Consider the following 13,788-nt stretch of genomic DNA (forward strand, 5'->3'; position numbering starts at 1 on the left):
TTTTCTATGGCTAAATTTACAGCTGATGAAAAAATACAAATCGTTCTACGTTATTTGAACGGGAATGAAAGTTATCGAGAAATGGGTAGATCGCTCGGTATAAGTGACACAATCATTTTGAATTGGGTAAACCAATATAAACAGAATGGTCTGGAAGCTTTTCTAAAACGATGTACAAATTACACACAACAATTTAAACTAGACGTACTAAACTTTATGATTGAAAACGGTATGTCCTTATTTGAGACGGCAGCTATTTTTAATATTCCTGCCCCTTCAACGATTTCTGTTTGGAAAAAACAGCTTGAAACACAAGGAATTGATGCCCTTCAATCTAAGAAAAAGGGGCGTCCATCCATGAAAAAAGATTCAAATAAACAATTAAAACAACCTTTAGCTGAAGGGTCAGTCGAAGCACTTGAAGCACGCATTAAACAGCTTGAGATGGAAAATGAGTACTTAAAAAAGTTAAATGCCTTAGTTCAAAACAAGGAAAAATCACAAAACAAGACAAAGCGCAAGTAGTCTATGAATTAAGGCATAAATATTCGGTGAAGGCACTTGTGGAGCTAGCTACTATTCCTCGAAGCACGTATTATGATTTAGTAAAGAAAATGAATCGTCCAGATGTAGATGCCGATTTGAAAGCTGAGATTAAAGCGATTTATGAGGAAAATGAAGGTCGTTATGGTTACCGTCGCATTCGTGATGAATTAACGAATCGTGGCCAGAAAGTGAACCACAAGAAGGTTCAGCGCATTATGAAAGAGCTTGGGTTAAAGTGTGTCGTGCGTATGAAGAAATATAAATCCTATAAAGGAAAAGTCGGTAGAATCGCACCTAATATTTTAGAGCGTAATTTTCATACAGATGCACCGAATCAAAAGTGGGTAACAGACATCACAGAGTTTAAATTGTTTGGAGAAAAACTGTATGTATCACCTGTATTAGATTTGTATAATGGTGAAATTATTACCTATACAATTGGTTCTAGACCGACGTATTCGCTTGTTTCAGACATGTTAGAGAAAGCATTGGAACGTTTACCTGAAACCCACCAGCTACTGATGCATTCGGATCAAGGATGGCATTATCAAATGGGACAGTACGTCCAGACACTTGAATCAAGAGCTATCGTCCAGAGTATGTCTCGAAAAGGCAACTGTTACGACAACGCAGTAATAGAAAATTTCTTTGGGATTATGAAGTCAGAGTTCCTATACATAAAAGAATTTGAAAATGTAGAGCATTTTAAAATAGAATTAAAAAAATATATAGATTATTATAATACGAAACGGATTAAGGCAAAATTAAAAATGAGTCCGGTACAATACCGGACTCACTTTTATCAAGCTGCCTAATGAAATAACCGTGTCTAACTTTTAGGGGTCACTTCAAATTCGCTCTTTTTTTGTTATGTACAATAATTCATTACTACTCTAATTCAATTGAAACATTTTTTTGTGGTACAAATGTAGAAATTGCATGTTTATAAATAAGCTGTTGCTTACCTTCTGTTTCCAGCAGGACTGTAAAATTATCAAATCCTTTAATTAGTCCACGAAGCTGGAAACCATTTAATAAGTACAGCGTAACAAACGTATTTTCTTTACGGAGTTGATTTAAAAACTGATCTTGAATATTGATTGATTGCTTCATGTCGAATCCTCCTCTTTTTCTCTACTTACTATTATTCGACTTTACTTGTAACTTTCCTTCTATGTATCGTAAAATTTCTGACGTTTTTTCACCGTTTGTAACATCAAACCACGTGACATCCATTTTATTACGGAACCACGTTAATTGACGCTTTGCATAACGACGCGAATTCGTCTTTAATTGTGATACCGCATCTTCTAAAGAGACTCGATTCTCAAAATAATCATAGATTTCTTTATATCCAATCGCTTGAATAGATTGACAATCTCGTATCCCTCTATTATACAGCCCTTCTACTTCCTCTAATAGGCCTTGTTCCATCATCAAATCCACTCGTAAGTTAATGCGATCGTATAGCATTTCTCGATCCATTGTCAAGCCAATTAATGAAACATCATAGAGTAACTCTTTTTCTTGTTTCTCAATTTGGTCACTCATTTTTTCACCCGTTGTGTGGAAAATTTCTAACGCCCGAATGACACGTCGTACATTATTTGCATGAATACGCTCCGCACTTTCTGGATCTACTTCTTGCAATTTTTTATGTACATATTCCACACCGCGTTCTAAAGCTAACTTTTCCATTTGCTCTCGGTATATCACATCACCAGCATCATCTGTAAACTGATAATCGAATAAAACAGATTGTATATAAAGACCGGTCCCACCAACTATAATTGGTAATTTACCACGTTCTGTAATTTCTCGAATATGCTTGCGAACACGTTCTTGAAATTCCGCGACAGAAAATGAATCTTCCGGATTTTTTATATCGACCATATAATGTGGAATTCCGTCCATCTCTGCTTTTGTTACCTTTGCAGTTCCAATATCCATCGCTCGATAGATCTGCATGGAATCACCACTAATAATTTCACCGTTCAACGCTTTGGCAAGATCGATACTTAACTTCGTCTTTCCAACAGCAGTTGGTCCAATGATGACAGCAACTTTTTCGCGTTGCACTTCTACCATATCATTCAACTCTCTTTATGTAATATACTCCATCTATTGATTATACCCAATCTTACCAATTTTAACGGCATGATTGCAAGTTCTTTCATTTCGGTACATGAAATTATATAGAAAAAAGAACATAGTTTGTCCAATTCTGCATATACATGATAAAAATAGTTTCGAGAGGATGAGTTAACTATGAAACAATCCACCATCAATTTTTCATCTTTGACAAAAGACCTCATTTTGGCTACTTCTACAAAAGAACAAAATTGTTCACAAGAGGAATTATACTTCGCCCTAAATTGTTTACTACGGGCTTTTCATTCTACTCTCCATGAAACAACATTGCATCCAGAAAATAAAAATACAGAATATATACAAACGCAATTTTGCAGTGCATATAAAATTATTACAGGTAAAACTATTTATCCATTTCAATAATCCATAAAAAGCGGCTGCTTACATAAATTCAAGCAACCGCTTTTTATATTAATATCGATAACCTATTGTATAACTTTCACTTTTACAGATTTGCGCCCCCAGCTATTAGCACTACCATCTGAACCGACTAATACATCAATACGGTTTCCTTTAATCGCACCACCAGTGTCTCCAGCAATCGCTTCTCCATATCCTTCTACCCATACTTTTGATCCAAGCGGAATTACTTTCGGATCAACAGCAATTACTTTCATATTTGGATTTGCTGTTAAATCATGCCCCATCGCAGTTAATACACGACCACCATACGAACCATTCTCACTCGGATCTGCTGTATATGCCGTCGCTTCTACTGTAATTTCACGACCACCAGTAGGCACACTTGTTTCAGTAGATTTTGCAACTGGTTTTGCAGCCGGTTTTTCTTTTACCACAGGTTTACTTGATTCTACATTCTTAATAGAATCGTTACTCTTAACAGACTCTTTATTCTTAACTACTGTATTATTTTTAACCGGCGTATTGGTTCTAGCTGGCGCTTCTTCTTGAGCTACAACCTCTTTCTTTTCGATTACAGGTGCCGTTCCTGTTAAATATGGCACGTGAACATATCCGACTTTTCCATTGTAGTCGAATTGTAACCATTCATTTTGAACTTGATTCGTCGTTTCAATCACATCATCTTTATTAAGTTTACCTAAAATTTCAGAATCAGTATTCGCTCCAGCACGAATATTTAATACGCCCGCCGTTACATAATATGTGCTCTTTGTAAACTCGGCACTTACAAACGCTTCCTTGCCGTTCAACTTAATTTTTGTCCATCCATTTTCTGTATTTATAACATCTAGTGTATTCCCACTTAACACTTTACCTACAAGCTTTGACTCTACATTTGGGTTTTCTCTAACATTTAATACGTCTGTTGTTACAATTGTTTCCGCTTTAGCAGAACCCACAAAAATCCCAAGACCAAAAACTGCTGCTGTTGCTATACCTAATAATTTTTTCATGAATAGCCTCCATTTGCTTTGTTTTCGTATTTTCATTATAGCAACAGATTTTTAGAAATTTTAGAAATCACACAATTACAAAGCATTCGTAATATACGATTAACGAGTTGTAACATAAATTTCCATATTAATAAAATGTATTTCTAATACAATCTCCAATGGTGTTCATATATTTTTCATATACGAGCACAAGAACTTTTTTCCAGAAAAAATTACAGTGTTACTTTTTTGTTACAAAAAATTCAGGTTTTATTACATCTTTTACCAAAAAACATTAATATTTAATTGTTAACCTATTTTTTTGTAATAAAAAGAGAGCAGCTACTAATGAAGTGACCCCTAAAAGTTAGACACGGTTATTTCATTAGGCAGCTTGATAAAAGTGAGTCCGGTATTGTACCGGGCTCATTTTTAATTTTGCCTTAATCCGTTTCGTATTATAATAATCTATATATTTTTCTAATTCTATTTTAAAGTGCTCTACATTTTCAAATTCTTTTATGTAGAGGAACTCCGACTTCATAATCCCAAAGAAATTTTCTATTACTGCGTTGTCGTAACAGTTGCCTTTTCGAGACATACTCTGGACGATAGCTCTTGATTCAAGTGTCCGGACGTACTGTCCCATTTGATAATGCCATCCTTGATCCGAATGCATCAGTAGCTGGTGGGTTTCAGGTAAACGTTCCAATGCTTTCTCTAACATGTCTGAAACAAGCGAATACGTCGGTCTAGAACCAATTGTATAGGTAATAATTTCACCATTATACAAATCTAATACAGGTGATACATACAGTTTTTCTCCAAACAATTTAAACTCTGTGATGTCTGTTACCCACTTTTGATTCGGTGCATCTGTATGAAAATTACGCTCTAAAATATTAGGTGCGATTCTACCGACTTTTCCTTTATAGGATTTATATTTCTTCATACGCACGACACACTTTAACCCAAGCTCTTTCATAATGCGCTGAACCTTCTTGTGGTTCACTTTCTGGCCACGATTCGTTAATTCATCACGAATGCGACGGTAACCATAACGACCTTCATTTTCCTCATAAATCGCTTTAATCTCAGCTTTCAAATCGGCATCTACATCTGGACGATTCATTTTCTTTACTAAATCATAATACGTGCTTCGAGGAATAGTAGCTAGCTCCACAAGTGCCTTCACCGAATATTTATGCCTTAATTCATAGACTACTTGCGCTTTGTCTTGTTTTGTGATTTTTCCTTGTTTTGAACTAAGGCATTTAACTTTTTTAAGTACTCATTTTCCATCTCAAGCTGTTTAATGCGTGCTTCAAGTGCTTCGACTGACCCTTCAGCTAAAGGTTGTTTTAATTGTTTATTTGAATCTTTTTTCATGGATGGACGCCCCTTTTTCTTAGATTGAAGGGCATCAATTCCTTGTGTTTCAAGCTGTTTTTTCCAAACAGAAATCGTTGAAGGGGCAGGAATATTAAAAATAGCTGCCGTCTCAAATAAGGACATACCGTTTTCAATCATAAAGTTTAGTACGTCTAGTTTAAATTGTTGTGTGTAATTTGTACATCGTTTTAGAAAAGCTTCCAGACCATTCTGTTTATATTGGTTTACCCAATTCAAAATGATTGTGTCACTTATACCGAGCGATCTACCCATTTCTCGATAACTTTCATTCCCGTTCAAATAACGTAGAACGATTTGTATTTTTTCATCAGCTGTAAATTTAGCCATAGAAAAACTGCACCTCCAATTGTTAGACTGTGTCTAACAATTGGGGTGCAGTTCATAAAGCTGCTCTCTTTTCACTTGTTATTGAACTTTCTTTTTCCAAACACCTAGCATAATAGCCGAGACAATCGTTCCAATTAATATAGAGAAAATATATAGTAACGGTTTATTTACTAACGCTATTACAAATAATCCACCATGCGGTGCTGGTAATGTAATTTGGAATAACATAGATAACGCACCTGCAATACTTGAACCAACAACACAACTTACGATTACTCGAACCGGATCTGCAGCTGCAAACGGAATCGCACCTTCTGTAATGAACGATGCTCCCATAATATAATTTGTTAAACCAGATTTACGTTCCGCTTCTGTAAACTTTGATTTAAAGAATGTAGTTGCAAATGCAATCGCAAGTGGCGGTACCATACCACCAGCCATAACTGCTGAGTGCACTCCAAAATTCTGTGCTTCTATTGCAGCAATACCAAACGTAAATGCCGCTTTATTAATTGGACCACCCATATCAATTGCCATCATACCACCTAAAATAAGACCTAGTAATATAGCATTCGTACCGTTTAAACCATTTAACCACCCTGTCAACATTTCATTTAATGCTACTACAGGCGGAATCACTGCTTTTTGCATTACAACTCCTGTAATCAATAATCCAAAGACTGGATATAACAAAACAGGTTTAATTCCTTCTAATTGTACTGGTAGTCCTGAAAATAATCTTTTCAACCCTAAAACAACATATCCAGCTAAGAAACCAGCAATTAATCCACCTAAAAAGCCAGCATTCGCATTCGCCGCTAAAAATCCACCTACAACACCAGGCATAAAACCAGGACGATCAGCAATAGAACTTGCAATAAATCCAGCTAAAATTGGTACAAGGAATAAAAACGCACCTGTTTTTCCCCCACCAATTGACATGAACAATTCAGCTAAAGGACCTTCCGCCTTTATACCACCAAACGAAAACGCTAGCGCTATTAAAATCCCGCCGCCAACAACGAATGGAAGCATATTACTTACGCCATTCATTAAATGCTTATAAATTCCTAATCCTTTTTCTTTTTCCGTACTTTCTGCCTTTCCATCTTCTTTTACACCTTTAAAGATTGGTGCATCTTGCTTTACAGCTCGATTAAGAAGTGTTTCCGTTTTTCTAATCCCATCAGCGACTGGTACTTGAATGACATGCTTCCCAGCAAAACGGTTCATTTCTACTTGTTTATCTGCTGCTACGATAATAGCTGTTGCTCGTTCAATGTCTTCTTTTGTTAAACCGTTTTTTATACCTGTTGATCCGTTCGTTTCAACTTTAATTGCGATTCCTAGCTCTGCTGCTTTTGCTTTCAAGCTATCTGCGGCCATATACGTGTGAGCGATTCCAGTTGGGCAAGCCGTAACTGCCAATACGTACGGTTCATTTCCTTCTGGTTTGGCGACTTCAATCTCTTCTTCTTTTTCATTCTCTTTTTCATCAAATAGTTGAAGAAGCTCACTTTCATCCTTCGCTTCTAATAGTTGCTTGCGAAACCCTTCATCCATTAATAATGTCGATAAACGAGACAACGTTTCTAAATGAGTATTATTCGCTCCTTCACTTGCAGCAATCATAAAGAATAAGTGTGCAGGCTGTCCGTCGAGCGACTCATAATTGATACCGCTTACACTTCTACCAAAACAAATCGATGGTTGTTTAACAGCCTTTGTCTTCGCATGAGGTATTGCAATACCTTCCCCTATTCCAGTCGTACTTTGGGACTCCCGCTTTAAAATAGCTTCTTTAAATTCCATTTTACTATTTAAACGATTTGCCCCATTTAATTTCTCAACTAATTCATCTATGACAGCTTCTTTATTTGAAGCTGTCAAATCCATAATGACTGTATCCCTTTTTAATAGTTCTGTAATTTTCATATGTTGCTTCCCCCTATCGCTTAGCTACAATTACTTGCGACAATAATTCTTCTACTTTTTCCTTCTTACATAAATCAGCTGAAAATGCTGTTGCACTCCCTGTTGCAACGCCGTATTGAAATGCCTTTTCAATATCTTTTGTCTGTTCATATTTGCCTACAAACCCTGCAACAAGAGAATCTCCGGCCCCAACTGAATTAATTACAACACCTTTTGGAACAGTCGCTTCATATATACCTTCTGCCGTAAATAATAAAGCTCCCTCTCCAGCCATCGATACGATAACGTGTTTTATACCTTGTTCAATTAATTTTCTCCCATAAGGTAAAACGTCCTCTACTGTTGAAAGCTCCACTCCAAACAACTCACCAAGTTCATGATGGTTTGGCTTAATTAAAAATGGCTTATTTTTAATTACATGCTGCAGTGCACTTCCGCTTGCATCGACTACTACTCGAATACCTTTTTCAGCTCCGAGCGCTGCGATTGATTCATAAAAGGTAGTTGGGATAGATGCAGGTACACTTCCAGCTAGCACAACGCAATCTCCCTGCTTCATACTTTCGATTTGTTTCATTAATTGTTCAAATTGCTCATTTGTCACATTAGGACCTTGCCCATTTAATTCTGTCTCTTCTTGCCCTTTTATTTTCACATTAATTCGGGAATCTCCGTCTACTTGGATGAAGTTTGTCATTACGCCTTCCGCCTGTAATACACCTTTAATAAATTGACCGGTGAATCCACCAGTAAATCCAAGTGCTACATTTTCCACACCTAAACGATGGAGAACGCGAGAAACATTAATCCCTTTTCCTCCAGGAAACTTCATATCTTTCTCTGCTCGATTGACTGCGCCTAAATCAAAGGAATTAACTTGTACTACATAATCAATAGATGGGTTTAAAGTAACTGTATAGATCATTGTTTATCAGCCTCAATTACATTGGTTTGTCTTTTATATTTTTCTAAATCAATTTCTAAATGGTTTGTAATAATATTTGCTTCTTCAACATTTGCAATTTTCGCAAATGCAACTTCTGAAAACTTACTTTCATCAATTAAGAAATATCCTTCGTTTGCTAATGTTAATGCCATTTGTTTTAAGAGCGCTTCTTCTGGATCTGGCGTTGTAAAGCCAAGCTGTTCATGTACACCATTTGCACCTAAAAAACATTTATCAAAACGATACTTCTGCATACTTTCCTGTGCCATAGCACCGATTAAAGCTTTCGTCCTACTCTTCATCATTCCACCTAGTAAATACGCACGAATATTATTTTCAACTAAAGCTTCAATATGCATAAGTCCATTCGTAACGACAGTCACATCTTTATTTATTAAAAATGGAATCATTTCAAATGTTGTACTTCCTGCATCTAAATAAATACAATCACCTTGTTCAATAACGCTAGCCGCATAATTAGCAATTTGTTGTTTTATTTGAATGTTTTTGGATGATTTTTCAACCATCGTTGGTTCTTGCCCTTTTCCTGTTAAAACAGCGGCACCACCATGAACTCTTTTTAATAACCTTTGCTTTTCCAATTGTGCTAAATCACGGCGAATTGTCGACTCAGAGCTTTCTGTTCTTTCAACTAATTGCTGTAATTTTACAACTTTCTGTTCTTTTACAAGTTGCAATATCATTTGATGACGTTCAGGAGTTAACATTTTATTCACCTCTTCTTTGATTACAGTATAATGAAAACGGTCACAAAAATCAACCATAAACAATCAAAAAAAATTAAAAACAATCAAAAACAACCATAAACATTTATAAACAGCAAAAAGAAACCTATTCGATTAAACAATCAAATAGGTTTCTTTTCTAAATTCACTTATAAAGAAGCTTTATATATACTTAAAACATCGTCTTTATTTAATTTTTTAAAGTTACCAAATTCACCATAAGCCATTGCTTTATCCGCCATTAAATCAATTTCATTTTCTCCAATAGCATAATCAGATAATGTTACTGGTGCCTCAATTGAAGTCCAAAATTGACGTAACGCCTGAATTCCTTCTAACGCAATTTCTCGCTCAGTCTTTCCATCTGTTTCTACATTGAATACGCGAATAGCAAACTGTTTAAAACGACTTACATTTTCATCTACGACATGCTTCATCCAGTTAGGGAATAGAATTGCTAAGCCGCCTCCATGCGGTATATCATGAACAGCAGAAACTGCATGCTCAATATTATGAGTTGCCCAGTCCCCTTTAACTCCCATCGCTAAAATGCCGTTTAACGCCATAGTACCACAATATAAAATAGTTTCTCTATGCTCATAATTTTCTAAATCACTTAAAAGCTTAGGAGCTGTCTCAATTACTGTTTTTAAAACAGATTCACAATAACGATCTTGTAGTTCTGTATTCGTTCCGTTGTGGAAATATTGCTCTAATACGTGCGACATAATATCTACCATACCGTAAATTGTTTGATCCCTCGGCACAGACGCAGTATGAACTGGATCTAAAATTGAAAACTGCGGGAAAGTAACCGGGCTACCCCATCCATACTTTTCATTCGTTTCCCAGTTTGTAATTACCGAGCCTGCATTCATTTCAGATCCTGTTGCTGCAAGAGTAAGTACAGTACCAAATGGTAATGCCTCACTAGCAAAAGCTTTTTTCGTTACAATATCCCATACATCTCCATCGTACTTACTACCAGCAGCAATTGCCTTCGTACAGTCGATTACACTTCCTCCGCCAACTGCTAAAATAAATTCAACACCATTCTCTTTACAAATTTGAATCCCTTTCTTTACAGTCGATACACGAGGATTCGGTTCAACGCCTGTCAATTCAAATACTTCTGCATTTATATCTTTTAAAATAGAAATTACATTATCATAAATACCGTTTCTTTTAATACTGCCTCCTCCGTATACGAGAAGAACTTTTTTACCGAACTGTGGAATTTCAGTTTTCAACTGTTCTAATTGCCCTTTACCGAAAATAAGTTTCGTTGGATTACGAAATACAAAATTTTGCATATTCCTTTACCATCCCTTCTATATGAAAAGTAACTATACTTTTGTATACCATATTTTTTTCATTTCACAAAAATATTTGCCTAACAAAAAAATCCCAGCCTACAGGCTGAGATTTTTTATTGATAATAAGGTGAGATCATTAAGTAAACTATAACACCAGATAAACTTACATATAACCAAATCGGCATCGTCCAACGTACAATTTTACGATGACGTGTTAATTGATTTGTAAAACCAAATACAAGTGCAAACAATGCAAGCGGTACAATAATTGCTGCCAGGATAATATGTGTAATTAAAATGATGAAATACACATATTTAATGAATCCTTCTCCGCCAAAATGTGTTGCTGGCGCTAAGTAATGATACGATAAATAAGAAACACAAAATAGCAACGTCGTTGTAAATGCTGCCAGGATGAAACCACGGTGCATTTTCACATTCTTCTTAATAATAGAGTATAGAGCTGCTAATAAGAATACGAACGTAAAGCTATTAAAAATTGCATTTAACATTGGTAAAATTGTTACATCAAAATGTAATTCTCCTTCATAGCCAACAGGTCCAAAGAACAAAAATAAAATAATCGCATTTACAATTACAGAAAGCGTTATCACAATAGGAGCATAGCTTTTCTGATTTGTTGATTGATCCACCAAAATGGTCACTCCCTCTTCCTTCAAATATGTATACGTAACCTCACTATTTTAACATACTATTCACAGTGTAAATGTGACAATAGTTTGACACAGCAAGATAAGACAAAGAAAAAAATCCTTCTTAATAAAACTTCTTAAGAAGGATTTTATCGCTTTATTATTCAAATAGCAACGAGATTAGTTTTTGTTAAAAAATGTATCGCTATATGCTTGAAAAATTTCAGACACTTGATATCCCATTAAAGAAATTGCTGTTAATGAAAAGAAACCAATCATAAGAAATCGAAACCACATATAAATCTCCTCCTTGTATTTAGCTTAAAAAACATTCGCTATATTACAAGTTGAGTGGCACTCTTCATCGTCACTTTCCTTTTTCCTTACAATTGCTGTAATAAATCGAATCATAAAGAAAATAACAAAAGGAATTTGTTCGTAATTCACATTGGCATAGTTTAGCAACGGCTCGCGCTGCATATCGAACGGGGATGAGAAGGAATAGAACATACCTTGCTCTTCCATATATACAATTACAATTTTCATGCAAAATACGATTCCTAGAAACGAAACAATATCTTGCCATTCTGTCGTATATAACAGGTTATACAGCTCTAATACGTACTCTTCCATCATCATCCCCCCTTCCTTTTTTACCATTTTGCTCGCCTTCGTATAAAAAGTCAAGAAAAAAGTTTATATTCACTATGACAATAGTAATTACTTTTTTCTATGATTATATATGATTCTTTTATAGTAATGATTAGGTGTAACTCTCTCCGAAAATAAGAAAATTAGAATCGAACGGATTCCTCATTCTTACTTTTAGGCTTCAAAATTGTGCTATTTTTATTTCTATTAAAAATAAAATAAGAAAGTATGATAAGAACAGTAACAAACATTGTTAAAAGTGCTTGTGAACGTAAAGTATCAATTGCGAACATCGCAACTAAAACTGCTATGATAGCAGCAATTGTAACATACGTTACATACGGAAAAAGCCACATTTTCACTTTCAAATTTTGTTGTTCTACTTTTCCCATTTTTTTACGCATCTTTAAATGCGAAACTGCAATAACGAGATAAACTAGTAACGCAATCCCGCCAGATGCATTCACTAAAAACAAAAAGACTTTATCTGGAGAAATATAACTAAAAACAACGCCAATATAAGCGAAGAACGTTCCGAATAAAACGGCCCGAACTGGAACACCACTACTGTTCAATTTCAAAAACGCCTTTGGAGCATCTCCTCTTTCTGCCATCGAAAAAAGCATTCTTGAGTTTGTATATAAACCCGAATTTAAACAAGAGAGTACAGCTGTTAAAACGATAAAATTCATAATTTGTGCCGCAGCTGGTATTCCTATATGTTCCAGTACAGCTACAAATGGACTTTTTAATATGTTTGCTGAATTCCATGGCAGTAGCGTAACAACTACCGCTATAGACCCAATAAAAAATACAAGAATACGCCAAATCACACTGTTTGTTGCTGTTTTTACTGCTTTTACAGGTTCTGCAGATTCACCTGCGGCTACTGCTACAATCTCTGATCCCATAAATGAAAATATAACGACAGTAATTCCAAGCAGTACCGAACTTATACCGTTTGGCATAAATCCACCTTGTCCAATTAAATTCGAAGTGCCGGGTGCTTCTGTTCCTGGAACAAATCCTAAAATAACAGCAAGACCTAGACAAAGGAACAAAACAATACTTATTACTTTAATAAAAGAAAACCAATATTCAAACTCTCCAAATGATTTCACCGAAAAAACGTTCGTCAGCGTTAATAAAATTGTTAATATTAAACTTAATAACCAAAGCGGTATTTGTGGAATCCAATATTGGATAATACCAGCACCTGCTGTGGCTTCTATTGCAATAACAATTACCCAAAAAAACCAGTATAACCAGCCTATTGTATAACCCGCCCAAGGACCAATCGCTTCTCTTGCATACGTTGCAAATGAACCACTTGTCGGATTAACAGCTGCCATTTCTCCTAGCATTCTCATGACGAAAATGACTAGAAGTCCTGCTAATGCATATGAAACGATAGAACCTGGTCCTGCCGAATGTACAACTGCACCACTTCCAACAAACAAACCAGCCCCTATTACGCCGCCAATTGAAATCATTGTAATGTGGCGTATTTTGAGGTCTTTCTTTAGATTTTTATCCAAATCTTGTACATCCCCTTCCAAACTAAATTTTGAAATTTATGTAAGAGTACTGTGCGAAAGATTTTGTCCTATACTTTAAAATATATCAAAATATTCTGAATTTAACAATTATAATTCAACCTCCTTCAAAAATTATTACATTAGGTTTAATACTTTCCCATACACAATTGTTGAGAAAATTATATTCTCCTTACAAAAGAAAGAATTTTCA

The 13,788-nt window shown here is 35.4% G+C and carries 13 protein-coding genes; 2 read left to right on the forward strand and 11 right to left on the reverse strand.

All coding sequences use genetic code 11. The features are described 5' to 3' along the window. Positions 1–6: 6 nt before the first annotated feature. A protein-coding gene (locus MKY21_RS18585; RefSeq protein WP_341077133.1) for an IS3 family transposase occupies positions 7–1,361 on the forward strand; the annotation gives its coding sequence in 2 pieces (ribosomal slippage) (positions 7–460 and positions 460–1,361; 1,356 coding nt in all). Between the two features lie 73 nt (positions 1,362–1,434). Here the strand turns inward: MKY21_RS18585 and hfq are convergent. Both hfq and miaA read right to left on the reverse strand, forming a co-directional pair. Continuing rightward, the gene (gene hfq, locus MKY21_RS18590; protein WP_000813896.1) at positions 1,435–1,659 is read right to left on the reverse strand and encodes an RNA chaperone Hfq; all 225 of its coding nucleotides are present in this window, start codon (positions 1,657–1,659) and stop codon (positions 1,435–1,437) included. A 21-nt stretch (positions 1,660–1,680) separates the two neighbouring features. Then, positions 1,681–2,634 carry a tRNA (adenosine(37)-N6)-dimethylallyltransferase MiaA gene (miaA, locus tag MKY21_RS18595; protein ID WP_000230557.1) on the reverse strand — a complete coding sequence of 318 codons (954 nt, stop codon included), beginning with the start codon at positions 2,632–2,634 and terminating at the stop codon, positions 1,681–1,683. A gap of 180 nt (positions 2,635–2,814) precedes the next feature. Here miaA and MKY21_RS18600 point away from each other — a divergent pair, with 180 nt between their 5' ends. Then, entirely contained in the window at positions 2,815–3,060 is a 246-nt protein-coding gene (locus MKY21_RS18600; RefSeq protein ID WP_000814429.1) for a hypothetical protein, read from the forward strand. Between the two features lie 62 nt (positions 3,061–3,122). On the opposite strand, the gene entD is transcribed toward MKY21_RS18600, so the two are convergent. The 9 genes from entD to gabP form a co-directional block, all read right to left on the reverse strand. Continuing rightward, on the reverse strand, positions 3,123–4,073 hold the full coding sequence (gene entD, locus MKY21_RS18605) for a cell wall-binding protein EntD (protein ID WP_086392618.1): 951 nt from the start codon (positions 4,071–4,073) through the stop codon (positions 3,123–3,125). Between the two features lie 364 nt (positions 4,074–4,437). Further along, positions 4,438–5,792, reverse strand: a protein-coding gene (locus MKY21_RS18610) for an IS3 family transposase (protein ID WP_325764816.1) whose coding sequence is annotated in 2 segments (ribosomal slippage) — positions 4,438–5,339 and positions 5,339–5,792 — 1,356 coding nt in all. Because the reading frame shifts where the segments join, the coding sequence is not laid out codon by codon here. 78 nt (positions 5,793–5,870) lie between these two features. Then, positions 5,871–7,727, reverse strand: coding sequence for a PTS fructose transporter subunit IIABC (locus MKY21_RS18615; protein WP_000704595.1), 1,857 nt, complete (start codon positions 7,725–7,727; stop codon positions 5,871–5,873). Positions 7,728–7,740: 13 nt separating this feature from the next. Next, a complete protein-coding gene (pfkB, locus tag MKY21_RS18620; RefSeq protein WP_000640834.1) occupies positions 7,741–8,652 on the reverse strand; it encodes a 1-phosphofructokinase in 912 nt (303 codons plus the stop codon). Further along, positions 8,649–9,401, reverse strand: a complete 753-nt coding sequence (locus MKY21_RS18625) for a DeoR/GlpR family DNA-binding transcription regulator (protein WP_000957286.1) — start codon at positions 9,399–9,401, stop codon at positions 8,649–8,651. The genes pfkB and MKY21_RS18625 overlap by 4 nt, the downstream gene beginning before the upstream one ends. Before the next feature lie 167 nt (positions 9,402–9,568). Then, positions 9,569–10,732, reverse strand: coding sequence for an iron-containing alcohol dehydrogenase (locus MKY21_RS18630; protein WP_001179088.1), 1,164 nt, complete (start codon positions 10,730–10,732; stop codon positions 9,569–9,571). 116 nt (positions 10,733–10,848) lie between these two features. Beyond that, positions 10,849–11,391 carry a DUF420 domain-containing protein gene (locus MKY21_RS18635; RefSeq protein ID WP_000228314.1) on the reverse strand — a complete coding sequence of 181 codons (543 nt, stop codon included), beginning with the start codon at positions 11,389–11,391 and terminating at the stop codon, positions 10,849–10,851. Positions 11,392–11,709: 318 nt separating this feature from the next. Continuing rightward, the gene (locus MKY21_RS18640) at positions 11,710–12,048 is read right to left on the reverse strand and encodes a hypothetical protein (protein ID WP_002000550.1); all 339 of its coding nucleotides are present in this window, start codon (positions 12,046–12,048) and stop codon (positions 11,710–11,712) included. Between the two features lie 134 nt (positions 12,049–12,182). Beyond that, positions 12,183–13,577 carry a GABA permease gene (gabP, locus tag MKY21_RS18645; RefSeq protein WP_000360107.1) on the reverse strand — a complete coding sequence of 465 codons (1,395 nt, stop codon included), beginning with the start codon at positions 13,575–13,577 and terminating at the stop codon, positions 12,183–12,185. Between the last annotated feature and the right edge of the window lie 211 nt (positions 13,578–13,788).

This window comes from Bacillus sp. FSL R9-9497 (genome assembly GCF_038005805.1).
Taxonomy (GTDB): domain Bacteria; phylum Bacillota; class Bacilli; order Bacillales; family Bacillaceae_G; genus Bacillus_A; species Bacillus_A cereus.

Coding starts and splice junctions, on each gene's coding strand:
- hfq (WP_000813896.1), bottom strand. CDS start 1,659: ATGAAGCAATCAATCAATATTCAAGATCAGTTTTTAAATCAACTCCGT.
- miaA (WP_000230557.1), bottom strand. CDS start 2,634: ATGGTAGAAGTGCAACGCGAAAAAGTTGCTGTCATCATTGGACCAACT.
- MKY21_RS18600 (WP_000814429.1), top strand. CDS start 2,815: ATGAAACAATCCACCATCAATTTTTCATCTTTGACAAAAGACCTCATT.
- entD (WP_086392618.1), bottom strand. CDS start 4,073: ATGAAAAAATTATTAGGTATAGCAACAGCAGCAGTTTTTGGTCTTGGG.
- MKY21_RS18615 (WP_000704595.1), bottom strand. CDS start 7,727: ATGAAAATTACAGAACTATTAAAAAGGGATACAGTCATTATGGATTTG.
- pfkB (WP_000640834.1), bottom strand. CDS start 8,652: ATGATCTATACAGTTACTTTAAACCCATCTATTGATTATGTAGTACAA.
- MKY21_RS18625 (WP_000957286.1), bottom strand. CDS start 9,401: ATGTTAACTCCTGAACGTCATCAAATGATATTGCAACTTGTAAAAGAA.
- MKY21_RS18630 (WP_001179088.1), bottom strand. CDS start 10,732: ATGCAAAATTTTGTATTTCGTAATCCAACGAAACTTATTTTCGGTAAA.
- MKY21_RS18640 (WP_002000550.1), bottom strand. CDS start 12,048: ATGGTAAAAAAGGAAGGGGGGATGATGATGGAAGAGTACGTATTAGAG.